Origin of the sequence: Mycobacterium sp. IEC1808 (genome assembly GCF_002101935.1) — a bacterium.
Classification (GTDB): domain Bacteria; phylum Actinomycetota; class Actinomycetes; order Mycobacteriales; family Mycobacteriaceae; genus Mycobacterium.
Map to the genome: position 1 here is coordinate 189928 of NZ_LQPV01000006.1, position 25660 is coordinate 215587.

28 protein-coding genes are annotated in these 25660 nt (G+C 66.5%); 15 read left to right on the plus strand and 13 right to left on the minus strand.

Going from position 1 to position 25660, the window contains the following annotated elements; translation table 11 throughout:
- Positions 1-118: 118 nt before the first annotated feature.
- The 5 genes from AWB92_RS04395 to AWB92_RS04415 all read left to right on the plus strand — a co-directional run bounded on the left by AWB92_RS04395 (position 119) and on the right by AWB92_RS04415 (position 6495).
- The gene (locus AWB92_RS04395) at positions 119-1180 is read left to right on the plus strand and encodes an amidohydrolase family protein (protein ID WP_173817352.1); all 1062 of its coding nucleotides are present in this window, start codon (positions 119-121) and stop codon (positions 1178-1180) included.
- A 10-nt stretch (positions 1181-1190) separates the two neighbouring features.
- The gene (locus tag AWB92_RS04400; protein ID WP_085184223.1) at positions 1191-2432 is read left to right on the plus strand and encodes a Xaa-Pro peptidase family protein; all 1242 of its coding nucleotides are present in this window, start codon (positions 1191-1193) and stop codon (positions 2430-2432) included.
- Positions 2422-3540, plus strand: a complete 1119-nt coding sequence (locus tag AWB92_RS04405; RefSeq protein ID WP_085184224.1) for a M24 family metallopeptidase — start codon at positions 2422-2424, stop codon at positions 3538-3540. Before AWB92_RS04400 ends, AWB92_RS04405 begins: the two co-directional genes overlap by 11 nt.
- The gene (locus AWB92_RS04410) at positions 3533-5962 is read left to right on the plus strand and encodes a CoA transferase (RefSeq protein ID WP_085184225.1); all 2430 of its coding nucleotides are present in this window, start codon (positions 3533-3535) and stop codon (positions 5960-5962) included. The genes AWB92_RS04405 and AWB92_RS04410 overlap by 8 nt, the downstream gene beginning before the upstream one ends.
- 62 nt (positions 5963-6024) lie before the next feature.
- Positions 6025-6495, plus strand: a complete 471-nt coding sequence (locus AWB92_RS04415) for a hypothetical protein (protein WP_085184226.1) — start codon at positions 6025-6027, stop codon at positions 6493-6495.
- Here AWB92_RS04415 and AWB92_RS04420 read toward each other — a convergent pair.
- The 3 genes from AWB92_RS04420 to AWB92_RS04430 all read right to left on the minus strand — a co-directional run bounded on the left by AWB92_RS04420 (position 6428) and on the right by AWB92_RS04430 (position 8944).
- Complete coding sequence (locus AWB92_RS04420; RefSeq protein WP_085184227.1) at positions 6428-7264, minus strand: SDR family NAD(P)-dependent oxidoreductase; 837 nt, start codon at positions 7262-7264, stop codon at positions 6428-6430. The genes AWB92_RS04415 and AWB92_RS04420 overlap by 68 nt on opposite strands.
- 8 nt (positions 7265-7272) lie before the next feature.
- On the minus strand, positions 7273-8124 hold the full coding sequence (locus AWB92_RS04425) for a mycofactocin-coupled SDR family oxidoreductase (RefSeq protein WP_085184228.1): 852 nt from the start codon (positions 8122-8124) through the stop codon (positions 7273-7275).
- Between the two features lie 169 nt (positions 8125-8293).
- A complete protein-coding gene (locus AWB92_RS04430) occupies positions 8294-8944 on the minus strand; it encodes a TetR/AcrR family transcriptional regulator (RefSeq protein WP_068179042.1) in 651 nt (216 codons plus the stop codon).
- A 219-nt stretch (positions 8945-9163) separates the two neighbouring features.
- Between AWB92_RS04430 and AWB92_RS04435 the strand changes: the two genes are divergently transcribed.
- Entirely contained in the window at positions 9164-10339 is a 1176-nt protein-coding gene (locus AWB92_RS04435; RefSeq protein ID WP_085184229.1) for an acyl-CoA dehydrogenase family protein, read from the plus strand.
- On the opposite strand, the gene AWB92_RS04440 is transcribed toward AWB92_RS04435, so the two are convergent.
- The 8 genes from AWB92_RS04440 to AWB92_RS04475 are packed head-to-tail and all read right to left on the minus strand — an operon-like array spanning position 10336 to position 16291.
- Complete coding sequence (locus tag AWB92_RS04440; RefSeq protein ID WP_085184230.1) at positions 10336-10599, minus strand: DUF4190 domain-containing protein; 264 nt, start codon at positions 10597-10599, stop codon at positions 10336-10338. The two genes, AWB92_RS04435 and AWB92_RS04440, sit on opposite strands and share 4 nt — an antisense overlap.
- 53 nt (positions 10600-10652) lie before the next feature.
- Entirely contained in the window at positions 10653-11399 is a 747-nt protein-coding gene (locus AWB92_RS04445; protein WP_085184355.1) for an acyl-CoA dehydrogenase family protein, read from the minus strand.
- A 51-nt stretch (positions 11400-11450) separates the two neighbouring features.
- Positions 11451-12548, minus strand: coding sequence for an acyl-CoA dehydrogenase family protein (locus AWB92_RS04450; protein ID WP_085184231.1), 1098 nt, complete (start codon positions 12546-12548; stop codon positions 11451-11453).
- Positions 12545-12967, minus strand: coding sequence for a nuclear transport factor 2 family protein (locus AWB92_RS04455; RefSeq protein WP_085184232.1), 423 nt, complete (start codon positions 12965-12967; stop codon positions 12545-12547). The genes AWB92_RS04450 and AWB92_RS04455 overlap by 4 nt, the downstream gene beginning before the upstream one ends.
- Positions 12951-14165 (minus strand): amidohydrolase family protein, encoded by a 1215-nt coding sequence (locus AWB92_RS04460; RefSeq protein ID WP_085184233.1) that lies wholly within the window; start codon positions 14163-14165, stop codon positions 12951-12953. The genes AWB92_RS04455 and AWB92_RS04460 overlap by 17 nt, the downstream gene beginning before the upstream one ends.
- A gap of 3 nt (positions 14166-14168) precedes the next feature.
- Positions 14169-14492 (minus strand): hypothetical protein, encoded by a 324-nt coding sequence (locus AWB92_RS04465; RefSeq protein ID WP_068128873.1) that lies wholly within the window; start codon positions 14490-14492, stop codon positions 14169-14171.
- Positions 14476-15753, minus strand: coding sequence for an aromatic ring-hydroxylating dioxygenase subunit alpha (locus tag AWB92_RS04470; protein ID WP_085184234.1), 1278 nt, complete (start codon positions 15751-15753; stop codon positions 14476-14478). Before AWB92_RS04470 ends, AWB92_RS04465 begins: the two co-directional genes overlap by 17 nt.
- A gap of 4 nt (positions 15754-15757) precedes the next feature.
- Positions 15758-16291 (minus strand): carboxymuconolactone decarboxylase family protein, encoded by a 534-nt coding sequence (locus AWB92_RS04475; protein WP_085184235.1) that lies wholly within the window; start codon positions 16289-16291, stop codon positions 15758-15760.
- A 280-nt stretch (positions 16292-16571) separates the two neighbouring features.
- Between AWB92_RS04475 and AWB92_RS04480 the strand changes: the two genes are divergently transcribed.
- The 9 genes from AWB92_RS04480 to AWB92_RS04520 all read left to right on the plus strand — a co-directional run bounded on the left by AWB92_RS04480 (position 16572) and on the right by AWB92_RS04520 (position 24231).
- The gene (locus AWB92_RS04480) at positions 16572-17870 is read left to right on the plus strand and encodes an amidohydrolase family protein (RefSeq protein WP_085184236.1); all 1299 of its coding nucleotides are present in this window, start codon (positions 16572-16574) and stop codon (positions 17868-17870) included.
- A 114-nt stretch (positions 17871-17984) separates the two neighbouring features.
- A complete protein-coding gene (locus tag AWB92_RS04485) occupies positions 17985-19151 on the plus strand; it encodes an acyl-CoA dehydrogenase family protein (RefSeq protein WP_085184237.1) in 1167 nt (388 codons plus the stop codon).
- On the plus strand, positions 19148-19963 hold the full coding sequence (locus AWB92_RS04490) for an enoyl-CoA hydratase-related protein (protein WP_085184238.1): 816 nt from the start codon (positions 19148-19150) through the stop codon (positions 19961-19963). The genes AWB92_RS04485 and AWB92_RS04490 overlap by 4 nt, the downstream gene beginning before the upstream one ends.
- Positions 19956-21101 (plus strand): thiolase family protein, encoded by a 1146-nt coding sequence (locus AWB92_RS04495; RefSeq protein ID WP_085184356.1) that lies wholly within the window; start codon positions 19956-19958, stop codon positions 21099-21101. Before AWB92_RS04490 ends, AWB92_RS04495 begins: the two co-directional genes overlap by 8 nt.
- Before the next feature lie 104 nt (positions 21102-21205).
- Positions 21206-21820, plus strand: coding sequence for a TetR/AcrR family transcriptional regulator (locus tag AWB92_RS04500; RefSeq protein ID WP_085184239.1), 615 nt, complete (start codon positions 21206-21208; stop codon positions 21818-21820).
- Positions 21817-22344, plus strand: coding sequence for a hypothetical protein (locus AWB92_RS04505; RefSeq protein ID WP_085184240.1), 528 nt, complete (start codon positions 21817-21819; stop codon positions 22342-22344). Before AWB92_RS04500 ends, AWB92_RS04505 begins: the two co-directional genes overlap by 4 nt.
- Positions 22345-22476: 132 nt before the next feature.
- Complete coding sequence (locus tag AWB92_RS04510; RefSeq protein WP_085184357.1) at positions 22477-23739, plus strand: cytochrome P450; 1263 nt, start codon at positions 22477-22479, stop codon at positions 23737-23739.
- On the plus strand, positions 23736-23942 hold the full coding sequence (locus AWB92_RS04515; protein WP_068179000.1) for a ferredoxin: 207 nt from the start codon (positions 23736-23738) through the stop codon (positions 23940-23942). Before AWB92_RS04510 ends, AWB92_RS04515 begins: the two co-directional genes overlap by 4 nt.
- On the plus strand, positions 23935-24231 hold the full coding sequence (locus AWB92_RS04520) for a DUF1330 domain-containing protein (protein WP_085184241.1): 297 nt from the start codon (positions 23935-23937) through the stop codon (positions 24229-24231). The genes AWB92_RS04515 and AWB92_RS04520 overlap by 8 nt, the downstream gene beginning before the upstream one ends.
- Here the strand turns inward: AWB92_RS04520 and AWB92_RS04525 are convergent.
- Complete coding sequence (locus AWB92_RS04525; protein ID WP_067153045.1) at positions 24228-24428, minus strand: ferredoxin; 201 nt, start codon at positions 24426-24428, stop codon at positions 24228-24230. The two genes, AWB92_RS04520 and AWB92_RS04525, sit on opposite strands and share 4 nt — an antisense overlap.
- Positions 24429-24439: 11 nt before the next feature.
- Positions 24440-25645 (minus strand): cytochrome P450, encoded by a 1206-nt coding sequence (locus AWB92_RS04530; protein WP_085184242.1) that lies wholly within the window; start codon positions 25643-25645, stop codon positions 24440-24442.
- Positions 25646-25660: the final 15 nt, after the last annotated feature.

Genomic DNA, 25660 nt, shown 5'->3' on the forward strand with positions numbered 1-25660 from the left:
GTCAACGATGACGACACAGACCAGCGCCCCGTCGCTCTACCCGCCCCAAGGCTTCGGCGCACCGAAGGATCGCCGTGGGCACGCCGACGGGGTCAACGTGGGCCTGCCGGAGGGCACCGTGGTGTTCTCGGCGGACAACCACATCTCCCTGGCCGACGACATTTTCTACCAACGCTTCCCCGACGAGTTCAAGGAGAAGGCCCCGCGAATCTGGTACGAAGACGGCGCCTACCAGGTCGGGCGGAAGGGACAATCATTCCTCCCCGGCGACTTCAGCGCGGTGCTCATGCAGTACGACGACCTGCCCGGCGCCGCGAGCACCAACATCGAGGCCCGGATCCAGGAGCTGCACGACGACGGCGTCGACAAGGAACTGGCATTCCCCAACGCGGTGCTCGCGCTTTTCCACTACCCGGACAAGCAACTTCGCGAACTCACGTTCCGCATCTACAACGAGTACATCGCCGAACTCCAGGAACGCTCGAGCGGCCACTTCTACGGCGCCGGCCTGATCAACTGGTGGGACCCGAAGGGCACGCGCAAGACGCTGGGCGAGCTCAAGTCGTTGGGAATCAAGACGTTCCTGATGCCGCTGAATCCGGGCAAGGACGACGACGGCAATCCCATCGACTACTCGAGCACGTCCATGCGCGCCGTCTGGGACGAGATCGAGGCCTCCGGCCTGCCGATCACCCATCACATCGGCGAAACCCCGCCGAAGAGCCCGTGCGAGTTCAACAGCGTCGTCGTCGGGATGATGATCAACATCGACGGGTTCCGGGAGACGTTCTCCAAGTACATCTTCGGCGGCATCCTCGACGATCACCCGAGCCTGCGGATCGGGTGGTTCGAGGGCGGAATCTCATGGGTTCCCTGGGCGCTGCAAGACGCCGAGCACCTGGTGGCCTCGTACCAGCACATGTTCAACCGGCCGCTGCAGCACGACGTGCGCTACTACTGGGACAACCACATGAGCGCCTCGTTCATGGTGGACCCCCTGGGCCTTGAGCTGATCGACAAGATCGGCGTCGACAAGGTCATGTGGTCCAGCGACTACCCCCACAACGAAAGCACCTACGGCTACTCGGAGAAGTCACTGGCCGCGGTCGTCGAGGCCGTCGGACCGGAGAACGCGGCGCGGATCGTCAGCGGCAATATCACCAAATTCCTGGGCCTGTAGGGGTGGCGTAATGACGACGCTGGCACAGTCGGACGCCGGCCTGGTGCTCCCCGAGACCCCGGATTTGGCCCGGATGCGTCGCGAGACCGGCGCGCGATTGCGCACGGCCATGGCGGAACGCGGTGTCGACGCGATGGTCCTGCTGGGCAACAACGCGGTGGTGTACGCCACCGGAACCAGTTGGCCGCTGGGTGATGCGGGCCTGTCCTACGTCGAGCGGCCGGTGGCCGTGGTGCTCGGCGACGACGAGTGGCCGCACCTGTTCCTGCCGTTCCGTGAGGGCGTCGCGCACGAGTCGGAGCTTCCCGCCGACCATCTGCACGGACCGGTCTACCTCGAATTCGACGAGGGCGTCGGCGATTTCGCTCGTCAATTGGCCGATCTGATACCTGCCGGAGCCGTGATCGCGGTCGACGAGTGCACCGGCGCGATGTCACGTGCCACGAAGTCGTTGTTCCCCAACGGCAGGCCCGCCGACGCGGCGCCCATCGTCAGCGCCGCGAAGGTGGTCAAAACCCCGGACGAACTGGCCTGCATCCGCACCGCCGTGCGGATCACCGACGAGGCGATGATCGACGTTCACAAGGCCCTTGCCCCCGGCGTCCGCCAGACCGACCTATCCGCAAGCTTTTTGCGGCGGGCCTTCGAGTTGGGCGCCATGGCCAGCATGCTCGAGCCGATCTGGCAGGTGATGCCGCCAAGCAAGGCCGAAGGAGTCTGGACGACGCACGGCGACCTGGCGCTGCCACTGCTGAGCACCGAGCGCGAACTGGCCGAGGGGGACGTCCTGTGGACCGACGTCAGCATCACCTACCACGGCTACTGCTCGGATTTCGGCCGCACCTGGATCGTCGGCCGTGAGCCGACGCCTCGCCAGCAGGCGCAATTCGAGCGGTGGCAGAACATCATGACGGCCGTCGAGGCCGTGGCTCGTGCCGGCGCCACCGCCGGCGATCTGGGCAGGGCCGCCATCGCGGCCAACGACGGCACCCGGCCTTGGCTGCCGCATTTCTATCTCGGCCACGGGATCGGCGTCAACGCGGCCGAAATGCCCATGATCGGAACGGATCTCGGTCAGGAGTTCGACGACAACTTCGTTCTGCAGTCGGGAATGGTGCTGGTGCTCGAGCCGGTGGTCTGGGAGGACGGTACCGGTGGCTACCGCAGCGAAGAAGTCGTGGTGATCACCGAGGAAGGCTCGACTCGATTGACCGACTACCCTTATGCCCCTTACGGCTCCCATGTCCGTTGACGTTCTGCCCGATGATCGGGCGCTACGATCGGGTCGCCGTCAGCGCGTCCTGGACCAGATGGCGACGCACGACCTCGATGTGCTGGTGTTGGGTCGTCAGGCCAACACCCGCTACGTCACCGGGACCCCGCAGCTGTGGGTCGCCGGCACCCGGCCATTCGGCCCGTCCTGCGTGCTGGTTCGCGAGACGGGCGCCATCCACTTGCTCAGCACGTGGGACGAGGGCGTCCCGGAAGACATTCCCCACGAGAACCTGTACGGCATCTCGTGGAACCCCGCCAACACTATGTCGGCGCTGCAACGCATCGACGGTGCGGCAACGGCGCGGCGCGTCGGAACCGACGCGCTCTCACCGGCTTTCGCGCAGCTGTTGCCAACCGCATTTCCCAATGCCGAACTGGTCGACGGCGAGCTGGCGATGCGCGCCGCCCGGCGGGTCAAAACCGCCGAGGAGATCGTCGCGCTGCGGGAAGCCTGTGCGGTGGCCGAGTCCGGCCTGGCCGCCGCGGTGGCCGAGTTGCACCCCGGCGTGCCCGAGCAGACATTGGCCGGCGTCATGCTGGAGGCCATGGCGGCGGGGGGTGTCAGCACGCCGTCCAATCAGGAATTCGCGTGGATCACCTCGCGCGACCACTCGTGGCGACGGGTCAGCGGCGACGGCCGCGTGAAAGACGGCGATCTGGTGGCATTTTCGGCCGGCGTGCTGGCCGGCGGCTACATGGGCGAGGTCGGGCGCACCTGGCCGGCCGGGAACGTCTCAGGCGCCGCCGACCTGTATCGGCGCTGTAGCTACCTGTGGGCGAGGCTGATCGACGCCTGCCGGCCCGGCGCCGCGGCCGCCGAATTGCTGGCGGCCTACGAGGCCGCCGGGGAACCGGCGCCCACGATGCCGGTGGCCCGGGGGTTGGGCCTGGGCTTCGACCCGCCGGTTGTGTCGAAGCACCTGCCGCACACCGCGGCCGACGAACGACTCGAGCCTGGAATGGTTTTGGCCGTGACGGGCTACGTGTGGGAGCAGGGCGTCGGTGCGGTATTCGGGCGCGAGGCGGTGTTGATCACCGCCGACGGGCCCGAGGTCCTGACCTCGAGCCCGTCATGGCATGAATGAGCAACCGAGGGCCGAATCACCCTTGGCGGGCTGCACGGTGGTCGACCTCTCCACCGGAATAGCCGGCGCCTACTGCACGAAGTTGCTCGCCGACGGCGGCGCCGACGTCGTCAAAGTCGAAGCACCGGAAGGTGATCCGCTACGGCGCTGGTCGTCCTCGGGCGCGTCCATCCCGGCCGACACCGACGGGGCGCTATTCACCTTCCTGTCCGGGTCGAAGCACAGTGTCGTCGCCGACCCCGCGGCCGGCGACGACGTCGAGCTGGTCACCCGGTTGCTGGCCGCGGCGGACGCGGTGGTGTGGTCTCGGGGGTCGCGGGTGGCCGAACACCCACGGTTCACGCCCGACGCGATCCATCGGGCGCACCCACACCTGATCGTCACGTCGATCACGCCGTTCGGCTTGCGGGGCCCCTGGCGAGACCGGCCGGCGACCGAATTCACACTGCAGGCATGGTCGGGCGGGATCGTCGGGCTGGGCCGCGGGTTGCCCGAACGGGCACCGGTCTTCGTCGGCGGACAGGTCGGGGAGTACATGGCCGGCGCGTACGCCAGCGCCGCGACCCTGGCGTCGCGATTGCGCCGCGAAGGCTCGGCGGGATCCGGCGAAATCATCGACCTGTCGATGCTGGAAACCCAAATCCTCTGTCTGACTTACTATCCGGTGACCTACTTCGAGATGCTCGGCCGGCCCTGGCGAGACGCGAGGCGCCTCACGGTGCCAGGCGTGGCGCAGGCAAAGGACGGCCTGGTCGACCTCGGCTGCGGGACCGCGCAGCAGTGGTTCGACCTGTGCGCGATGGTCGGCCACCCGGAGTGGATCGACGAGGAATCGCCGCTCACCATCACGGAGCAGGCCAACGTCCACGCCGAAGACATCTACGCCTGGGTCGAGGCCAATCTGGTCGACGAGATCCGCGAACTCGCGACGGCCTTCCGGATCCCCAACGCGCCCGTCGCCAACGGCGCCAACATCGAGTCGTTGGAGCACTTCGTCGAACGGGGTTCCTTCGTACGCAACCCACGCGGCGACTTCGACCAGCCAAGCCACCCCTACCGGATGCGCCCCGCGACGCTACGCCAGCCGGCGGCCGCGCCGCGGTTGGGCGAGCACACCGCGCGGTACCGGGCCGCGGCCCTGAGCCCGCGACCCGCGCCGGTGACCTCCCGGTCGCCGAAGCCCCTGCCGTTCAGCGGACTTCGGGTCTTGGACATGACCACCTTCTGGGCCGGGCCCTGCTGCACTCACTTTCTGGCCATGCTCGGCGCCGAAGTCATCCACGTCGAGTCCGCCCGCCGGCCCGACGGCACCCGGCTCATCGCCGGAATACCGAGCACCGAAAAGCAGTGGTGGGACAAGTCGCCGATCTTCGCGGCGCTGAACACCAACAAGAGGGGCCTGGCGGTGGACCTGCAGCGTCCGCAAGGCCGGGAGGTGCTACTGCGGCTCATTGCGACATGCGACGTGATCGTGGAGAACTTCACCCCCCGGGTGCTGGACCAGATCGGGCTGGATTTTGCTGCGGTTCAAGCGGTTCGGGCCGACGCGGTGATGCTGCGCATGCCCGGGTTCGGGCTCGACGGGCCGTGGCGCGACAACCCGGCGTTCGCCTACGCGATCGAATCGGCGTCCGGCCTGAGCTGGCTCACCGGCTACCCCGACCGCCCACCCTACGAGCCGTATTCGATCGGTGACCCGAACGCCGGTGTGCACGCGCTCAACGCTCTCCTGCTGGCGCTGGAGCACCGGCGCCGCACCGGGCAGGGGGTGCTGGTCGAGGCCTCGATGGTTGATGCGGCGCTGAGCATTTCCGCCGAACAGGTCGTCGAGTACACCGCCTACGGGGCGCTGCTGCAGCGCGCCGGCAACCGCGGACCGACGGCGGCGCCGCAAAACCTTTACCGCAGTGCCGACATCGACGAATTCGGCCGGCCCGACTGCTGGGTCGCCATCGCGGTGCAAACCGACGACCAATGGGAACGGCTGTGCGCTGCGCTCGGGTCGCCTTCCTGGGCAACAGATCCCAAGCTGTCGACGCACGCCGGGCGGCGCGCTTGCCAGGACCTGATCGATGAGCGGCTAGCCGCGTGGTGCGAGCCGTGCGGCAGCGACGAGATCGTCACCGTCCTGTGGGACGCCGGCGTGCCGGTGGCCAAGGTGATGCAGCCGCACCGCCAAACGGAGCTGCAACAGCTTTCATTTCGCGACTTCTTCGAAGTGGTCGACGACCCGTTGAACGGCCGGGCCAGGCTCAGCACCGTACCCATGAGATTCTCCGGAGGGCCCGGGCGCTTCCACGCGACTCCCGCGCCCACGCTCGGACAACACAACCATGAGGTGCTCACCGCGCTGGGCCTGACCCCGGCGGAGATCGCGGACCTGGAAGCCGACGGAGTCATCGGCAGCGCACCCGCGATGTAGGCCGCTCGCCAATGTCGCGGCCGCCGTCGTCACACTTCCGGCTGCCGCGGCGTCTGAAGGGTATGGACGCACTACTTCATCGAGGCGCATTGGTTCTGCTGGGCGCCGGCGGCGCAGTCACGGGCGGGTGGGCCTACGCGGCGCCGCGGCACTGGTATGACAACTTTCCCGGTTTCGGCATGAGCTGGCTCCCGCAACTCGGCCCGTACAACGAGCACTTCGTCAAGGACGTCGGGGCAATGTTTCTGGCCCTGACCGCGCTGACCGCGGTGACCTTTGTCTTGGTCGACAACCAAACGCTGGTCCGGGTCACGGCGGTCGCCTGGCTCGTCTTCAACACGCTGCACTGCCTCTACCACCTGTCGATGCTGCAGATGTACAACACCCGGGACGCGACGCTGAACGGAATTCTGTTGCCGCTGCTCGTCGTAGCCGCCGCGGCGCTGTTCGCTCCGCTGCGAACCGCTAGTGCGCCCAGCCCTCGGCCTGCTGCTCGTCAAAAGTGCGATCAATGCGGTCGAATCGACGCTTGACCGAGGCGCGCGCCGCCTCGTGTGGCAACACGTACAGACGATTGGCCAGGATCGCGTCGGCGGTCAGCCGCGCCACGTCGTCGACACCCAGCGTCTGGTCCTGCGCCGGCAGCGGCCCGAGCGAACCCGTCACGTCGGGCGTCGACGCCAGGCCGTAATCCGCGCCGCGGATTCGTTCCGAGTTGGAGACCAACTTGGTTTCGACCACCATCGGGCACAGCACCGAAACGCCGATGCCGTTGTCCTTGACCTCGCGGGCCAGCGTTTCGGCCAGGGCCACAACGCCGTACTTGGCCACGCCGTACGCCCCGAGGCCCGCGTTGGGGACCAGTCCGGCGAACGACGCGGTGAACGCGATGTGGCCCCCGGTGCCCTGATCGAGCAGCCGCGGCAGGAACGCTTCGACGGCGTGGATGGACCCCCACAGGTCGATATCGATAACCCAGCGCCAGTCCTCGTGCGTCATCTGCGCGATCGGACCCGCGACCACGATGCCGGCGTTGCTGAAGAGGACGTCAACCTGGCCGAGCAGGCGAAACGCTTCGTCCGCGAGGTGAACCATCTCCTCGAGATGCCGCACGTCGCACGTCACGCCGTGCGCGTCGAAACCCTCGCCGCGCAAGTGCGAGACGGCCTGTTCCAGCGCGGGCTGGTCGACGTCGGCGAGCACGAGGCGGGCCCCGCGGCGGGCAAACTCGGTGGCGGTGGCCAGGCCGATGCCACTCGCCCCACCGGTCACGACAGCGGCGCGTCCTTCAAATCCGTCCATAGGACGGACTATTTCAGACAGCTACCCGCATCGATCGGCAGGGTCACGCCGGTGACGTAGCGAGACTCGTCGGAGGCGAAGAACAGCACAGCGTTGCTGATGTCGATCGGGTCCACCCACGGGACCGGCAGCGTGTGGAACATCTGGCAGATCGGCGCCATGTCGTCGGGCCCGGGGTTCTCCAGGTCCGGCCGGAACATCCGCCACGTGCCCTCGTTCATGATCATCGCCGTGCTCACGTGCGTGGGATGCACCGAGTTGACGCGAATCATGTGCTGCCCCAACTCGACTCCGAACGCGCGCATCAACCCCACCACGCCGTGCTTGGCGGCGACGTAGTGCCCGGTGTGCGGGTACGCCTTGAGCCCCCCGACCGAGCTGGTCAAGATGATCGATCCGCCGCGTCCGCCGGCCAGGATGTGCGGGACGCCGGCCTTCACCGTTTTCCACACCCCGGACAGGTTGACGTCGATCATTTCCGTCCAGTCCTCTTCGCTGGTTTTGTCCAGCGTCTGACCGCCATTGCCGATGCCGGCGTTGGCGACGATGATGTCCAGCCGGCCCAGCTGCTCCACTCCGCTGTCGACGGCGGCTTTCAGTGCGGCATAGTCGCGCACGTCGACCTCGGCCGTGACGATCCGGCGGTTGTGCCCCTTGACGAGGTCGGCCGTCTCGGCCAGGTCCTCCGGGGTCGACGCCGGGATCGCCGAGCCCTCCGCTTGGCCCTCGCGGATGGGTTTGCAGATGTCGACGGCGATGATGTCGGCGCCCTCCTGCGCCAATCGCACCGCGTGGCTGCGGCCCTGACCGCGCGCCGCCCCGGTGATGAAGGCGACTTTGCCCTCGACACGTCCAGTCATTGCTCCTACCTCATTTCCTCGGTGGCTCGGCGCAGAACAGCCGGCATGGCCGACGGGCGTCAACGGCGGATCCGTTTCGGTGCATTCTGATTCTAGATATTAGAGAACATGGTTCTCCGCTGGCAATGGCGTGCGCTATGTGCTCGGCCCTACGGGGCGAGTAGGCGTATTAGCCGACGAATCCGCGTGAGCAGAAGTCCCACACCTCGTCGGCGGTGATGGGATGGATCGTTGCGTCGTCGGAGCCGCCGCTGGATTGGGCGATGAACATGACGGTCTGCATGGTCATGGCGGCCATCCGCTTCGGGTTGACCTCGGCCCGCAGCTTGCCGGCGTCGGCGGCGGCCTCCATGAGCTCGGTCAGCAACGCCAGCAGGGGGGCATGTGCGACCTTGACCTCGGCAGGATGCGTCACCAGCAAACGGGGCGCAAAGTCGGTAAACAGCGGCCGCTTGGCCGTCGGGTCGGGGCGGGACGCCTCGTAGAGCAGCTCGACGGCGACCTTGAGGCGCTCCAGCGCGTCGGTCTGGCTCTCGGTGGCGGCGCGGATCTGGTCGGCGGACCGGCTCAGGGCGTCTTCGAACAGGGCGAGCAGAAGCTCGTGCTTGCCGTCGAACTGCAGGTAGAAGCTCCGCAACGACTGCCGGGACCGGTCGACGACCTCCTGGACGGTAAAGTCGGTGCTGCCCTTCTCGATGATGATCGCCTGTGCCGCGTCGAGGAACCGCTGAACTCGCTGTGCCGCGCGCAATTTCGCGGTCTTGATCGACCGTTCGACGGCGCGCTGCTTCCAGGCCGGCTCTTCGCTCGGGCTTGTCACGGTCGGCTCAGACGATTGCCGCGTGGGGAGAACATGATTGGACTCTACCGGAGAACGCCGTGCCATCGGTGTGCTCGACCCCCTATGGACGCCGTGTCGGAGATTGTAACTTTCTCATGACGAGAATAGTATTCTCTTACACGTGTGTATGGAAGCTTAATCGCAAGAGCGAACCACGCCGTCCCCGAGAATCCGGAAACCGCCTTTCGCAGGAGTGCTGTGCAACTGAGCTTTGATGCCGACGTCGAGGCGTTCCGCGCCGAGTTCGTGGCCTTCCTGGACGCGCACCTTCCCTCCGAGGCCGAGGCGGTCGAGCGCCCCCGGTCGAGTTCGCACATCCCGGAGTGGGCCCGGCGCTGGCAGCGGCTGCTCTTCGACAGCGGATGGCTGTTGCCCGGCAATCCGCCGGAATTCGGTGGTCGCAACGCCACGCTCTTGCAGCAATACGTGTATCTGGAGGAATTGGGGCGCCGGCGCATCTATCAGAGTTTCAATCCGCAAGGCGTCGGCATCATCGCGGCGTCGTTGCTGACGTTTGGCACCCCGGAGCAAAAGCGGCGATGGGCGGTGCCGATTCTGCGGGCCGAGATCACCGCGTCGTTGGGGATGAGCGAACCGGGCGCGGGTTCGGACCTGGCGTCGCTGAAAACGCGGGCGGTGCTTGACGGCGACCACTTCGTGGTCAACGGGCAGAAGGTGTGGACGTCGGGCGCTCACGACGCCGACGTGCTGTTGGCGTTCGTGCGCACCGATCCGGGCAAGCCGAAACACAAGGGCATCAGCGCGCTGATGATCCCGACCGACACCCCGGGCGTGGTGCGCCGCCCGTTCGCCTCGATGTGCGACGGCGATGAAATCGACTTCAACGAGGTGTTTTTCACCGACGCGCGGGTGCCGGCCGAGAATCTCGTCGGCAAGCTCGATGAGGGCTGGCGGGTGGCAACCGGTTCGCTGGGGCACGAACGGATCATGCTGTGGATGGGGTATGTCGACCTGTTGCACGAGCTGACCGTCGATTTCAGTCCGTCCGGCTCGCTGGAGCGGGACCGCTACGCCACCCTGGTGATGGATTCCTACGCGCTGCGGCTGCTGGGCTCGGCGGCCCTGGCGCGCGCCGCCCGCGGGGAAGAGGACGTACCGGCCCAGTCGGTGCTCAAGCTGCTCGGTTCGGAGGCGCTGCAACGCGCCGCCGAGGACGCGCTGAACGCCGCGGGCGCCGAGGGACTCGTCTACCACGCGGTGACCGCCCCGTTCGCCCCGCTGAACCTCGACAGCCACTACCGCAGCTGGTTCGACCGCTACGCGCGCAGCTTCGCCGCGACCATCGCCGGCGGCACGTCCGAAATTCAGCGCAACATCATCGCCGAGCGGGTGCTCGGCCTGCCGCGCAACTAGCGCGCGTCCAACCAGGCGTAGTAACCGATCGCCGCCAGCCCCGCGGCGATCGCGATAGCCCCTAACACCATGCCCGCCAGGGCAATTCGGGGATTGCTGGCCTCGCCGCGCTGCACTCGTCTACGGGCGACGTCGCCGGTTATCACCGCCGCTATGCCGAAGGGCACCCCGATGAGCAGCCAGCAGGTGAGGAGCGCGACGATGCCCACGAGCAACGAGGCGACGCCGACCTCGTTCCGGGGTATGTCGGGTTGGGTCATTGCGTCCGATCTCTTGGTGGCCTGCCGAGTTTACGCGTCGGCCCCGCCGCGCGTTACAGCTGCGCCAGCCGCGGCGCGAAGCCCTTGGCCCGCAACGTCGTCCCGGCCTCCCGGGTCAACTCCCGCGCGCTACCCAGCAGCCCGTCCAAGACCAGCGACCGCTTGACGTGGTGGTGCAGCAGGTGCTCGGCGGTGAAGCCGATGCCGCCCAGCACCTGTTGGCAGTGGCGTGCGGCGGTGAGCGCCGCCTGACCGGCCGCGGCCTTGGCCAGCAGGGACGCCAGGCCGTCGGCGTCCTCCGGCTGGTCGGCGGCATGCAGGGTCGCCTCGGCGCCCTCGATCGCGACGAGCGTTTCGGCCAACCGGTGCCGGATCGCCTGAAACGAGCTGATGCGCCGACCGAACTGAACGCGGTCCACGGCATGCTGGCGCGCCAGCGACAGCATCGCCCGGCTGCTGCCGACCAGCCACCAGCCCACCGCCCGCCTTCCCGCCGCGAGCGGAACCGGATTTCCCTGCGGCACATGGCGTATCGGCAGCCCGTCCAGCGTCGGGGTGGCCCGGTCGTCGCGCTCCCACACCACCCAGGCCTCCCCGGCGAACGGCAGGGGCACGGTTCCGCGGTCCCCGCGTTCGATGGCTCGCAGCACCACGTCATTGAGCACCGGGGCGTGCGCACCGGTCTCGCCGAGCAGCCGGAACACCAAAGGTATTGCGACGTCTGGTATCTCATCGAGCATGTCGTGCCAGCCGAGATCTGCCAGCGCCGCGTCGAGCTTGGCCCCACTCGCGGCGGTCATGGTGGTGCGCAGGGAGTCGGCCAGCAGCTGCAGCGCCTCGGCGTCCACGATTCACTCCTTCCCGAGGTCGAGCAGCCGGCGGGCGATGATGTTGCGCTGGATCTCGGCGGTTCCGCCATAGATGGTGGCCGCCCGCGAGTACAGGTACTCCGAGCGCCACGGCGTGTCGTCGAGTTCCAGCGTCCCGGGCAACAGGTCACGGACGGTGTCGTAGAGCCGTTGCTCGGCGGTGGCCAGCAGCACTTTGTCGATGGAGGTGTCGGGTCCCAATCGCGCGCCGTCGCGCAATCGGTGCTGGGTGTCCCGGGATCGGCAGCGCAGCGTGTGCAGCGCCAGATAGGCCGAGCCCAAAGCGGATTCGTCGGGTTCCCGCGCTTCGGCAATGAGCTCGTCGAAGCGCGAGTAGAGGTAGGCGATCCGCTGCCAGAAGCAGGCGGAGCGTTCATAGGGCAGCAGGTCCATCGCGAGTCGCCAGCCGTCTCCGGGTCGGCCGAGCATGCGGCTTGACGGGATCACCACGTCGTCGTAGTAGACCTCGCAGAACTCGTCGACCCCGTGCATCGTGCGAAGCGGCCGGATGGTGATGCCTGGGGTGTCCAGGTCGACGAAGAACGCCGTGATTCCATCATGAGAGGGCTGCGCCGGCGCGGTGCGGGTGAGCAGGACGCAGCGGGTGGAGAATTGCGCGAAGCTGGTCCAGACCTTCTGGCCGTTGACGATCCAGTTGTCGCCGTCCGGGGTGGCGCGGGTGGACAGCGACGCCAGGTCGCTGCCGGACCCGGGCTCGGAAAAGCCTTGGCACCAATGCTCCCGGCCGCTGAGCAGTCGCGGCACCATTTCCGCGGCGAGTTCGGCGGGCGCGTAATCGATCATCGTGGGAGCGAGCACTTCGAGCATCGAGTACGGGCCGGGCTCGGCCAGTCGCCGGCCCACCACTTCCTCGCCGACGATCGCGCGGAGCACCGCGGGCCCACCCAGGCCGCCGACCTCGACGGGCCAGCCATAGCGCATCCAATCGGCGTCGTACAACGCACCGCTGACGCGGGCGAATTGCTGCATATGGCCCCGCAGCGAGTGATCGGGTCCCGGGGTCAGATCATTGTCGTCGAGCCACGCGCACAGGCCCGCCCGGAACTCCTCGACATTCACGGCTGCGGACGGCCGACGGCGTGTGGGCGCCCGGAGTCGTGCACGCCGCTGCGTCGGATGAAGGTCATCGCCCTTGTCTTCAGCCGCCACCCGTCGGCGGTGCGGGCGTAGGTGTCGCGGTAGTAGCCGATCCTCATGTCATGGGTGGCGTGCTCGATGAAGCACAGCGGCTGCGTGCCGCTGGCCGAATCGCCTTCGATGTCTTCCACCAGGGCAGTTCCGGTGAGAAACAAGCCCTTTGGCGCCGCGGCGACCAGCTCGGGGAACCTGTCCAGCCGATAGGTGTCGCCGAACGCGCTGTAGGTTCCGTCCGGGGTGAAGACGCCGATGAGTCCCTCGATGTCGCCCTGGGTGATGGTCACCGCGTAGCGGGCGAGCAGCTGCTGAATCTCGACCAGATCGTCAGTTCTGGTTGGCATAGACCTTGCCGCCTTTCATGACGAAGCTGACGTGCCGGGTAACGGTGATGTCTTCCAACGGGTTTCCGGGTACCGCGATGATATCGGCGAGCTGGCCCTGCACCAGCCGGCCCCGGTCGGTCGAGTTGATCAGCTCGGCCGCAGTCACCGTGGCCGCGCGCAGCACCGCCAGCGGCGGCAGGCCCCATTCCACCAGGGTGACAAGCTCATCGGCGTTTTTGCCATGTGGTATCGCGGGGGCGTCGGTGCCGACGGCGATTTTCACACCGGCCTGGTGGGCGGCCAGGATCGAGGTGCGTGACCTCGGGAACATCTCCGCGGCCTTGGCCTGCAGCTCGGGCGGGGCGTGCGAGACGTCCATGCCCTCCGCCAGGCGCCGGGTGGACACCAGGAACGTGCCGTGCTCGACCATGGTCGCGATCGCCTCGTCGTCGATCAGGAAGCCGTGCTCGATGCAGTCGATGCCGGCCGCGACGGCATGCTTGACCGCGTCCGCCCCGTGCGTGTGCGCGGCGACGCGCAGCCCGCGCCGGTGCGCCTCGTCGACGATCGCGCACAGTTCCTCGTCCGAATAATGTTGAGCGCCAGGCGGTCCCGTCAGCGACATCACTCCGCCCGAGCAACAGACCTTGATCAGCTCGGCGCCGTGTTTGATCTGGTAGCGCACCGCCCTACGGATTTCGTCGATCCCGTTGGCGATGCCCTCTTCGACGGTCAGATCGAGCACGTGGGGGGCGAAGGCGGCGAACATCGTCGGATCCAGGTGGCCGCCGGTCGGGGTGATGGCGTGGCCGGCCGGCACCACCCTCGGCCCCTCGATCCAGCCCGCATCGATGGCCTTGCCAAGCGCGACGTCAAGCAGGTAACCGCCGGTCTTGACGAACAACCCGAGGTTTCGCACCGTGGTGAAGCCGGCGCGCAACGTGCGGCGGGCGTTGCCGACCGCGCGCAGCACCCGGGTCGGCGGGTCGTCCTGAACCTGGGACAGGCCGGGTTTCTCCCCGCGCCCGCCCATCAGGAGGTTGACCTCCATGTCCATCAGCCCGGGCAGCAGGATCCGGTCGCCGAGGTCGATGAGCTCACCCTCGGGCTCACCGCCCACTCCCGCGATCCGGTCGCCCTCGATCCGGACGACGCCCGGGGAGACGACCTCGCCGGCGTCGACGTCAAGCAGCCCGGCGGCCTTGAGCGTCAACACCGGTTAGATCACCGGTTCCCGGATGCACTCCACCCAGGCCGCGCCGCTGTCGGGCACTCGCGGCTGCTTCCACGCCTCGATCGGAAACGACACCATCACGAGCGACTGCATGATGTGCATGAGACTTTTTGCGTCGTCGGGCAGATCGTCCAGCGGGAATTTGTCGCAGTAGGCGATGGCGTCGTTGAGGCGCGGGAAGGCGACATCGTAGAACGCCTGCATCTCGGGCATCGTCGAGGCCAGCCGCTTGGCGTAGCGTTCCGGCTCGGTCGCCAGGTCCCAGTCCAAATAGGGCTCCAGGTCGGCAAATTCAGACGGTAGCGCCATTGCGCTGGTACTCCTTTACAAAGTCGCCGGTCGTCTTGTGCAGATGACGGATCAGGACCTCCTGGTCGCACAGCAGGAATTCTTTGACGGCCCGGGTGCCGATCATGGTCTGGGTCGCCTCCAGGGTGTTGGCGTCCTGCAGCGCGTACTCCTTGAAGGTTACGGCGGCCAGCTCCTGGGCGAGGCGTTCCCGCGCGTTGCGCGGCGGGACGAAATACAACGTGCACTCGAAGGTGTGCTTGTCGACGGCGGTCGGCCAATAGTGGTAGGTCAAAAACCAGCCCGGCTCCCAGATCAGCAGCATGAAGTTTGGGTAGAACAGCCACGAGTCGATGCCCCACTGCGGCACTCGTTTCACGTTGACACCCGGTGGCAGCTCGAGGTTCTCGATGATCTCCGGCTTGTCCCAGGGGCCGAACAAACCGCTGCGCAATACCTGGTCCATCGGCTTGACCATCGACATGTCCGGCGGCGGCGCCTGACCACCCCAGGTCGATTGCAGGTTGTGCGGTCCGGCCAACTCGTAGTGCAGCGCCTCGTAGCCGTACTTCTGGATCTTGGCGGCTTCTTCCTTGGTGTACTGCCCCTGGTGCAGGATCGGCGCGTGGTAGAACTCGACGAACGCGTCGATGAACAGCTTCCAGTTGCTGCCGACCTCGGCCCGGTACGAGTAGGTCTCGGTCATCTCGCCGAAGGGGTAGCCCTCGATGCTCTTGGCCAGCGGCCCGAGGTAGTCGGTGAGCGGCGCGGCGTTGTCATCGAAGTTGATGAAGATGAAGCCTTCCCACACCTCGCACCGGACGGGCGCCAGGCCGTATTGGCTCTTGTCGAGGCCGAAGAACTCGTCTTCCTGTTGGACGAAGGTCAGGTCGCCGTCCAGGCTGTAGCGCCAGGCGTGGTACTTGCAGGTGAACTGCCGGCACGTGCCCGAGGTCTCCTCGTGCGGAAAGTCGTTCCACACCAGCTTGTTTCCGCGGTGCCGGCAGACATTGTGGTACGCCTTGACGGATCCGTCCTTGGTCTTGGTGATGATCACCGACGTGCCCTTGCCCGCCGAGGGCAGCTCTCTGGTGAAGTAGCTGCCGGTGCGCGGCAACCGCTCCACACGGCCGACGTTGAGCCAGGTCCTCTTGAAGATCGCGTCACGCTCGGCCTCGAAGAACACCGGATCGATGGAATCGGTGTAATCGACCGGCGCGGTGCCGAGCTCGGGGTAGTTTTCTGTCCAGCTTCCGGCAGCTGGTTTCGGGAAGTGGGGCAAGGCTCTAACCTTTCTCGTTCTCGAGCTGGACGCCAAAAGTGTTGATGGCCATCGCGAGCGCGATATAGCCGCCGACGGTGAAGACGAAGTCCATGCGCTGACGTTCGTCGAGCCGCTCGCTCAGGGTCGTCCACGTCTGATCCGAGACGTTTGACTTCTCGTCGAGTTCGTCGACGGCGGCGAAGACGGCGCGATCGAACTCGTCGTCCGTCTCGCCGGTCTTGGCGGCGGCGATCTCCGCTTCGGACAGCCCGACCTTCTTTGCGATGTCCACGTGGTGGGACCACTCGTAGGCGCAGTCGCATCGATGGGCGACTCGCAGGATGGCTTGCTCGCGGATGCGCGCGGGTAGGGAGGAATCGAGCAGCAGGTACCCGCCGAACCGCAGATACGCCCGGGCCAGCTTCGGGTGGCGGGCCAGCGTCGACATGAGCGTGCCGGCGTCCCGGGGGTTTCGCCGTTCCGGGGGAAGCATGCCGGAAAGCGACTGCTCGACAGCCTCGTCCCACTGGTCCGCGGGCAGCGGCGGCAGGCGCATGCGCGCGTCTCCTCTCGGCGTTCTCGCGGGTAACTCTCGATCCAGGAGAATCGTATTCTCATTTCTAACCAATAGAGTTGCATGATTCGGTCTGTTGGTCAATGCCGACCGCCGGGCCGCGCTGGCCGGGCCCCGCGAGGGTTCCTGGATGTTGATTCTCGCTCCGCGAGAAGATAGTTTTCAAAATAGTGATCTTGGCGCCGGGCGATCATTCGCCGATGCTGTGCGGGAGCGGCGCGTCCGAATCGCTCAGCTGGATCAGACTTGGAGAGGACTGGCCATGAACAAAGAAGACATGATCCTGATCAGCGTTGACGACCACACCGTCGAGCCGCCGGACATGTTCAAGAACCACCTGGCGAAGAAGTACATCGACGACGCGCCCCGGTTGGTCCACAACCCCGACGGCTCCGACATGTGGAAGTTCCGCGACACGGTGATCCCGAACGTGGCGCTGAACGCGGTCGCCGGCAGGCCCAAGGAGGAGTACGGCATCGAGCCAACCGGGCTCGATGAGATCCGGCCGGGCTGTTACAACGTGGATGAGCGGATCAAGGACATGAACGCCGGCGGCATCCTCGCCTCGATCTGCTTCCCGTCCTTTCCCGGTTTCGCCGGGCGGCTGTTCGTCACCGAGGATCACGACTTCTCTATCTCGCTGGTCCAGGCGTACAACGACTGGCACATCGATGAGTGGTGTGGGGCGTATCCCGCGCGGTTCATCCCGATGGCCATCCCGGTGATCTGGGATGCCGAGGCGTGCGCCGCCGAGGTGCGCCGGGTGTCGAAGAAAGGCGTGCACGCGCTGACCTTCACCGAAAACCCGGCGGCGATGGGCTACCCCAGCTTCCACGATGAGTACTGGAACCCGCTGTGGAAGGCGTTGTGCGACACCAACACCGTGATGAACGTGCACATCGGATCCTCGGGCCGGCTCGCGATCACGGCACCCGACGCGCCGATGGATGTGATGATCACGCTGCAGCCGATGAACATCGTGCAGGCCGCCGCGGACCTGTTGTGGTCGCGGCCGATCAAGGAGTACCCCGACCTGAAGATCGCGCTCTCCGAGGGCGGCACCGGGTGGATCCCCTACTTCCTGGAGCGGGCGGACCGCACGTTCGAAATGCATTCCGCGTGGACCCACCAAAACTTCGGCGGCAAGCTGCCCAGCGAGGTGTTCCGCGAGCACTTCCTGACCTGCTTCATCAGCGACAAGGTGGGCGTCGCCCTGCGCAACATGATCGGCATCGACAACATCGCGTGGGAGGCCGACTACCCGCACAGCGACTCGATGTGGCCGGGCGCGCCCGAAGAACTGTGGGACGTGTTGTCTCTCAACAACGTTCCCGACGACGAAATCAACAAGATGGCCTACGAGAACGCCATGCGTTGGTACTCGTTCGACCCGTTCACTCACATTTCGCGCGAACAGGCGACGGTCGGCGCACTTCGCAAGGCCGCCGAGGGGCACGACGTGTCCATCAGGGCGAAGGGCCACGACAAGGATTCCCGGGGCGGCTCGTCCTTCGCGGAATTTGCGGCCAACGCGAAGTCCCTCACCGGCAACACCGACTGAGGCGCCAGGCGCGGTCCCCGCGAGCAGACGCAAAATCGCTATGTCTGGGCCGTAATGGTGCGACTGTGCGTCTGCTCGCGATGAAAAGGAGACCCAGAAGTGCCCGGCGGTGGAATGAATTTCGAGCTGACCGATGACCAGGAGCTGATCCGCCGGTCGGTCGCCGAGCTGGCCCGGAAGTTCGACGACCAGTACTGGATGGATAAGGACCAGGCGCACGAGTTTCCGACCGAGTTCTACCGGGCCATAGCCGACGGCGGCTGGCTCGGCATGACGATTCCGACCGAGTACGGCGGCCACGGTCTGGGGATCACCGAAGCCACCATCCTGCTCGAAGAGGTGGCGAAATCCGGCGGCGCAATGAATGCGGCGAGCTCCATCCACTTGTCGATCTTCGGCATGCAACCGGTGGTCGTGCACGGGTCCGACGAACTCAAGGCCCGCACACTGCCCAAGGTTGCGACGGGCGAGGTGCACGTCTGCTTCGGCGTGACCGAACCCGGTGCGGGGCTTGACACCTCGCGCATCACCACCTTCGCCAAGCGCGACGGTGACCGCTACATCGTCAACGGCCGCAAGGTGTGGATCTCGAAGGCGATGGAGTCCGACAAGATCCTGCTGCTGACCCGGACTCAGAGCTATGACGAGGTCGCCAAGAAGACCGACGGGATGACGCTGTTCATCACCGATCTCGATCGCAGCCGGGTCGACATCCGCCCCATCCGCAAGATGGGCCGCAACGCCGTCAGCTCCAACGAGTTGTTCATCGACAATCTCGAAGTGCCCGTCGAGGACCGAATCGGCGAGGAGGGCAAGGGTTTCCAGTACATCCTGGACGGCCTGAATCCCGAACGGATGCTGATCGCCGCCGAGGCGCTCGGCATCGGACGGGTGGCGCTGGACAAGGCGGTGAAGTACGGCAACGAGCGTGAGGTCTTCGGCCGGCCCATCGGCATGAACCAGGGCCTGCAGTTCCCGCTCGCCGATTCGCTGGCCCGCCTCGACGCGGCCGAGCTGATGCTGCGCAAGGCGACCTGGCTCTACGATAACGGCAAACCCTGTGGGCGAGAAGCCAATACCGCCAAATACTTGTGCGCGGACGCGGGCTTCACCGCCGCCGACCGGGCGTTGCAGACCCACGGCGGCATGGGATACGCGGAGGAGTACCACATCACGCGCTACTTCCGTGAGGCTCGGCTGATGAAAATCGCGCCGGTCAGCCAGGAGATGATTTTGAATTTCCTGGGATCGAACGTACTGAAATTGCCGAGGAGCTATTGACCACGCCCGACGATCCCGCGCTGCTCGTCGATGACCGTGGCGGCGTGCGGACTCTGACCCTCAACCGTCCGCGTCGCAAGAACGCGATCAATCCCGCGCTATGGATCGCGTTGCGGGACGCCCTCGACGAGGCCGGGCGCGACCGCGGGGTGCGTGCGTTGGTTATCAACGGTGCCGGCGGCAGCTTCTGCTCGGGCGCCGACATCTCGGTGCCCGACGACGTTCATCCGAAATACAAACTGCAGCGCCTGACGGACGTGGCCCTGGCCTTGCACGAGCTTTCGATTCCCACCGTCGCCCAAGTGACCGGCGTCGCGGTGGGGGCTGGATGGAATCTGGCGCTGGGTTGCGATCTGGTGGTCGCGACGCCGGAATCCACCTTCTGCCAGATCTTTTCCAAGCGCGGCCTCTCCATCGACCTGGGCGGTTCCTGGCTGCTGCCGAAACTCGTTGGCCTGCAGCAGGCCAAGCGTCTCGCGCTGCTCGCGGAGACCATCGATGCGGCCGAGGCCCAGGCCCTCAACCTGGTCACCTGGGTGGTGTCCGCCACCGAGATCGACGCCTTCGTCCGGGATCTCGCCGACCGGCTCGCGTCCGGTCCGCCGTTCGCGCTCGCACAAACGAAGGCCCTGCTGAACGAGGGCGCCGATCGCACGATGCGCGACGCGCTGGCCAACGAGGCGCGCGCACAAATAGGCAACTTCGCGACGGCGGACGCGGCGGACGCGTATGCCGCCTTCGCCGAACGACGCGAGCCGTCGTTTACTGGTCGGTGGGCGTTATCGAAAACTGATGGAGAACAAGATGCGTGAGACGGTCATCGTCGAGGCGGTACGGACGGCGGTAGGAAAGCGCAACGGAGGGTTGTCCGGCATGCATCCGGCGGACCTGTCCGCGGTGGTCCTCAACGAGTTGCTGGGCCGCGCCGGCGTGGGGCCGGAGATCGTCGACGACGTGGTCTGGGGATGCGTGTCTCAGGTCGGCGACCAGTCCAGCAACATCGGGCGCTACTCGGTCCTGGCCGCCGGCTGGCCGGAAACCATTCCCGGGACGACGGTCAACCGGGCGTGTGGTTCCAGTCAGCAGGCGCTCGATTTCGCCGTGCAGGCGGTGATGTCGGGTCAGCAGGACGTGGTCGTGGCCGGTGGCGTGGAGGTGATGAGCCGCGTTCCGCTGGGCGCGGCCCGCGCGTCGGGGATGCCGTACGGCCCGAAAGTCCTTGAGCGCTATGACGATTTCTCGTTCAACCAGGGACTGTCGGCGGAGATGATCGCCAAGAAGTGGGGATTTTCGCGCGGCCAGCTAGACGAGTACTCGGTCCAGTCGCACGAGCGGGCGGCCGCCGCCCAAGACAGCGGGGCCTTTACCGATCAGATCGTTCCGGTGTTCACCGATGACGCGACCGTCGTCGCCGACGAGGGCGTGCGCCGGGGCACCACCGTCCAGAAACTGGCGGGGCTCAAGCCCGCGTTCGTCGACGAGGGCGTCATCCATGCGGGCAATTCCTCGCAGATCTCCGACGGGGCGGCGGCGCTGCTGGTGACCACGGCGGAGATGGCCGTCGAGCTGGGTTTGACGCCGCTGTTGCGCTACCGGGCCGGCGCCGTCACCGGGGCCGACCCGGTCCTCATGCTCACCGGACCCATCCCGGCGACGGAGAAGGTGCTGACCAAGGCCGGCGTCTCGCTGGCGGACGTGGGGGTCTTCGAAGTCAACGAGGCGTTCGCGCCGGTCCCACTCGCCTGGCTCGCGGAAACGGGAGCGGACCCCAGTCGACTGAATCCGCTGGGCGGCGCCATCGCACTCGGGCACCCGCTGGGTGCGTCCGGCGCGGTGCTGATGACGCGGATGGCCCACCACATGCGTGATAACGGCATCCGATACGGCCTGCAGACGATGTGCGAAGGCGGCGGCACGGCCAACGCCACCCTGGTCGAGCTGGTCTCGTAACACTCGCCGAAAGAATGGCCCCGATGAGACGCTTGTCACAGCCGGGAAACCAACCTACTGTGTGTTCAGTAGGTTGTTACAACGGCTGGCCGAGAGGGAGTCCGGTGCCCGTCGCGCGGCGATACGACACGCTTCTCGCCAAGGGCGAGGACCGCAAGCAGCGGATCCTCGACGTGGCGCAACGCCTGCTCTTGCGCAACGGCTGGCGCAACACCACGCTCGCCCAGATCGCCGGCGAGGCCGGGGTCACCCCCGCAGGCCTACTGCACCACTTCGAATCCAAGGAGCAGCTGCTGCACGCCGTGCTGGACGCGCGCGATCAGGACGACGCCACCCACGCCGACCGCGCCGGGGATCTGCTCGCCGAGATCGCCCGGGTAGCCGATCGCTTCGATCGGGCGCCCGAGATGGTGGGCACCTTCACTGTGTTGCTGGTCGAAAACATCCTCCCCGACGCCCCGCTGCACGACCGCATGCTGGATCGGCAGCGGCAGGCGATCGACATCGTCGCCGAGCTCATCCGGCTCGGCCAGGCGGACGGCCGATATCGCACCGACATAGACCCCGCCGTCAAGGCGATCGAGATTCTCGCCTTCGTCCACGGAATGGAAACAATATGGTTGCTCGACCCTTCGATACCGCTGACAGACGCCTTCAAGGAGTACGCGGAGGCGCTGGCGCGGGACTTCGCGCCGCCGACGACGAGCGAGCAAACATGAGGTACCGGCTCGACGTCGTCGCCAGCAGCGTCGCCGACGTGGTCAAGTTCGCCGGCGGCTGGCTCTTCGACCGCTCGATGGCGGGATGGGACGTCACCGTCCTGCTGACCGACCTGGCCGATTGCCCCAACGTTCGGCCACTTCAGATCATTGGCGCCCGGACGCTCGACCTCGAGGACGCCCTGGCCACGGTGGAAACGCGGCCACACCCCCAGGCGCTGGCGGCCGCGGCGGACCTGTTCGGATGCGACTCGCGCGTGCGCCAGGGCGTGCTGCATGCCCTCGACCACGGCGCCACCGAGGTCACGCTGTGGGGCGAGAGCTGGCCGGCCGAGCTGGACGACAGCGTCGGCCTTGTGCAGCACCGGCTGAGCATGGCGGCGAAGATCTTCAAGGGCCAAGCCCTGGCTGCGGCCGGGACGGGCGACGGGGTCGCGCATGGGCCGATCGGTTACCTCGAAACGTTCCGCAGCGGGCTGCTGGCCTGGCCCTCGGTGGCCGCCGACCTGGTTCCCGCCGGCTAGTCGCCGCTTCCAAACTCGGCAGCCGTCGTTTGACGACGACTGGACCGTATGGAAATGTAATACTCATCTCTGAGAGGCTCATTCTCACTGCTGAGATTCGAACGGAGCGACACGGTGAACGACTTCACCAAGATGGATTTCTTCCGCGGCAAAGAGCTCATCGCGGACCCGTACCCCTACTACGAAGCGTTGCGGCAGCAGTGCCCGGTGACGCGGGAATCCCACCACGGCGTAACCATGGTGACCGGGTGGGACGAGGCCTGCGCGGTGCTCAACGACGCCGCGACGTGGTCCTCGTGCATCTCGGTGACCGGACCGTTTCCCGGGTTTCCGGTCAGCCTCGAGGGGTTGGGAGACAGCGACATCACCGAGCTGATCGAGCAGCACCGCGACGAGCTGCCGTTCAGCGACCAGTTGCCCACGCTGGATCCACCGACCCACACCAACCACCGCTCGCTGCTGATGCGGCTGATCACCCCGAAGCGCCTCAAGGAGAACGAGGACGCCATGTGGGCGCTCGCCGACCAGGCGCTCGACGATTTCCTGGCGCCAGGCCGCGGCGACTGGATCAAGGGCTTCGCCGGCCCGTTCACGCTGCTGGTGATCGCCGACCTGCTCGGCGTGCCGATGGAGGACCGGGACAAGTTCGTCAAGGGCATCGCCGAGCATGCGGGTGGCGGCGTCGGGGGCACCGGTAAGGAATCGCTGGCGCACAGTCCCCTGGAATTCCTCTACGGCCTGTTCTCCGACTATGTCCGCGACCGCCGTCGCGAGCCCCGCGACGACGTGCTGACCGGCCTCGCCACCGCCACCTTCCCCGACGGCTCGATTCCCGACGTCGAAGACGTCGCCCGTGTCGCCAGCAACGTCTTCTCGGCGGGCCAGGAGACCACCGTGCGGCTGCTCGGCGCCGCGCTGCAGACAATCGGGGAGCGCCCCGACATCCAGGCGCAGCTGCGCAGGGACCGCAGCCTGATCCCCAACTTCATCGAAGAGTCGCTTCGCCACGAAAGCCCGGTCAAGGGCGACTTCCGGTTGAACCGGGTGCCCGTCAACGTCGGCGGCGTCGATTTACCGGCGGGCACCACCGTGATGATCGTGCAGGCGGCCGCCAACCGCGATCCGCGCCGGTTCGAGGACCCGACCACATTCGATCCCGCCCGCAAAAACGCCCGCCAGCACATCTCGTTCGGGCGGGGGATCCACAGCTGCCCCGGCGCGCCGCTGGCGCGGGCCGAGACCCGGGTGGCGATCGAGCGACTGCTCGACCGGACATCCGACATCAGGATCGACGAGAGCGTGCACGGCCCGGCGAATGACCGCCGCTACCAATATGTTCCGACGTACATCTTGCGCGGCCTGACCGAACTGCACCTGGAGTTCACGCCCGCATGAAAGTTTCGGTCGACGACCAACGCTGTCGCGGTCACGGCGTGTGCGTCACGTTGTGCCCCGACGTGTTCAACCTGACCGACGACGGTTACGCGGAGTCGATAACATCCGAGGTCCCAACGGAATTCGAGGCCGCTACCCGAGAGGCCATCGACTGCTGCCCCGAGCAGGCGATCAGCGAGACGCAGGGAGATTCGAGTGGCTAAAGGGCCCAAAGGGTACGTCATCCTGACCGAGGCCATCAAGGATCCGGAGGGCATGAAGGCCTACGGCCGGGCCGCGGGAGCGGCGATGGTCGGGGTCAACATATTGGCGGTGGACACCGCACCCACAGTCATCGAGGGCACCTGGCATGGCCACCAGACCGTCGTGCTGGAATTCGAATCGGTGGACGCGGCCCGGGCCTGGTACGAGTCCGAGGCCTACCAAAAGGCGGCGCGGCTACGCCAAGCGGCGGCCGACTGCAACGCGGTCATCCTTTCCGGATTCGGCTAGCCCTCCACGATCGAGATCGCCTGCCGCGGGCATTGACGGACGGCCTCGCGCACGTCCGATTCGATCTCCGGGGTGACTTCCTCTTGCAGCACGGTCAGCATGTCGTCGTCGCCGAGGTGGAAGATCTCGGGATTGATGCCCATGCATACGCCGTTGCTTTCGCAAAGCCCCCAGTCGACTTCGATCTTCTTCGTCATCGCGATTCCCCTTACCGAAGTATCTTGACGGGTACATTCTTCCAGCCGGCGACGTTCTGCATGTTCACCCGCTTGCACCCGGCCCAGTCCACCTCGTAGCGCGGCATGAAGTCCAGCAGCCGCTCCAGCGCGAGCCTGCTCTCCAGGCGCGCCAGCGCCGCGCCGAGGCAGCTGTGAATCCCGTATCCGAGACCCAGGTGTTGCGCCTCGGTCTGGTCGCGCTGGATGTCGAACGTATCGGCCTCGGTGAAGGCCTCCGGATCGCGGTTCGCGGCGGCACCGCAGAGGAACACCGGTTTGCCCGCCGGGATCACGCCGCCGCTGACGTGCGCCTCCTTCAGGGTGTAGCGGACGTTGTATTGCACCGGCCCCTCGTAGCGCAACAGCTCTTCCACCGCACCCGGAATCTTGCTGCGGTCGTCCTGCAGCATCTGCCACTGGTCGGGATGATGGGCGAAGATCACCGCCGCGTTGCCGAGCAACTTGGTGACGGTCTCGGCGCCGGCGCCCCCCAAAAGGGTGGCGAAGCCGGTGATTTCGATGTCGTCGAGCTTGCGCGGCTTACCGTCCTCGCCGGGGATTTCGGCGGCGATCAGCCGGCTGATCATGTCGTCCTGCGGTTCGGCGCGCCGCTCCTGGATCAGGCCGAAGTAGTACATCGCGGTATCGATGTTCGCCTGCATCCCGGCTTCGCTGATCTCGATCTGCCCGGGTTCGTGATGCAGGCTGGTGTCGATCCAGTGGCGCACCTGTTGACGGTATTCCTCTGGAACACCGGCCATCCGGGTGATGACTTCCACCGGGAACGGCCCGGAGAAGTCCTGCACGACATCGAAATTGTCGGGGTCTGCGGCGCCCAGGTATTTCTCGATCACCTCGATGATCGTTTCGACCTGCGATTGAATGGCCCGCGGGGTGAACGCCTTGTTGAGCAGGCTGCGCATGTGGCGGTGCTCCGGCGGGTCCATGAAGATGATCGACTTCTGCTCGGGGGCGATCCCTTTGCGCACCATCGCCAGGTCGCAGCCGCGCGCCGAGGAATACGTCTCGAAGTCCTTGAACGCGGCCGCCACGTCTTCGTGGCGCGTCAGCGCGTAGAAGTCCTCTTTTTCGTCGTAGTACAGCGGCGCGTCCTCGCGCATCCGTCGATAGATGTCGAACGGATTGTTGAAGAACTCCTCGGAGAACGGATCGAAGACGACCTTGGGCTTGGTCACTGCATGCTCCTCATC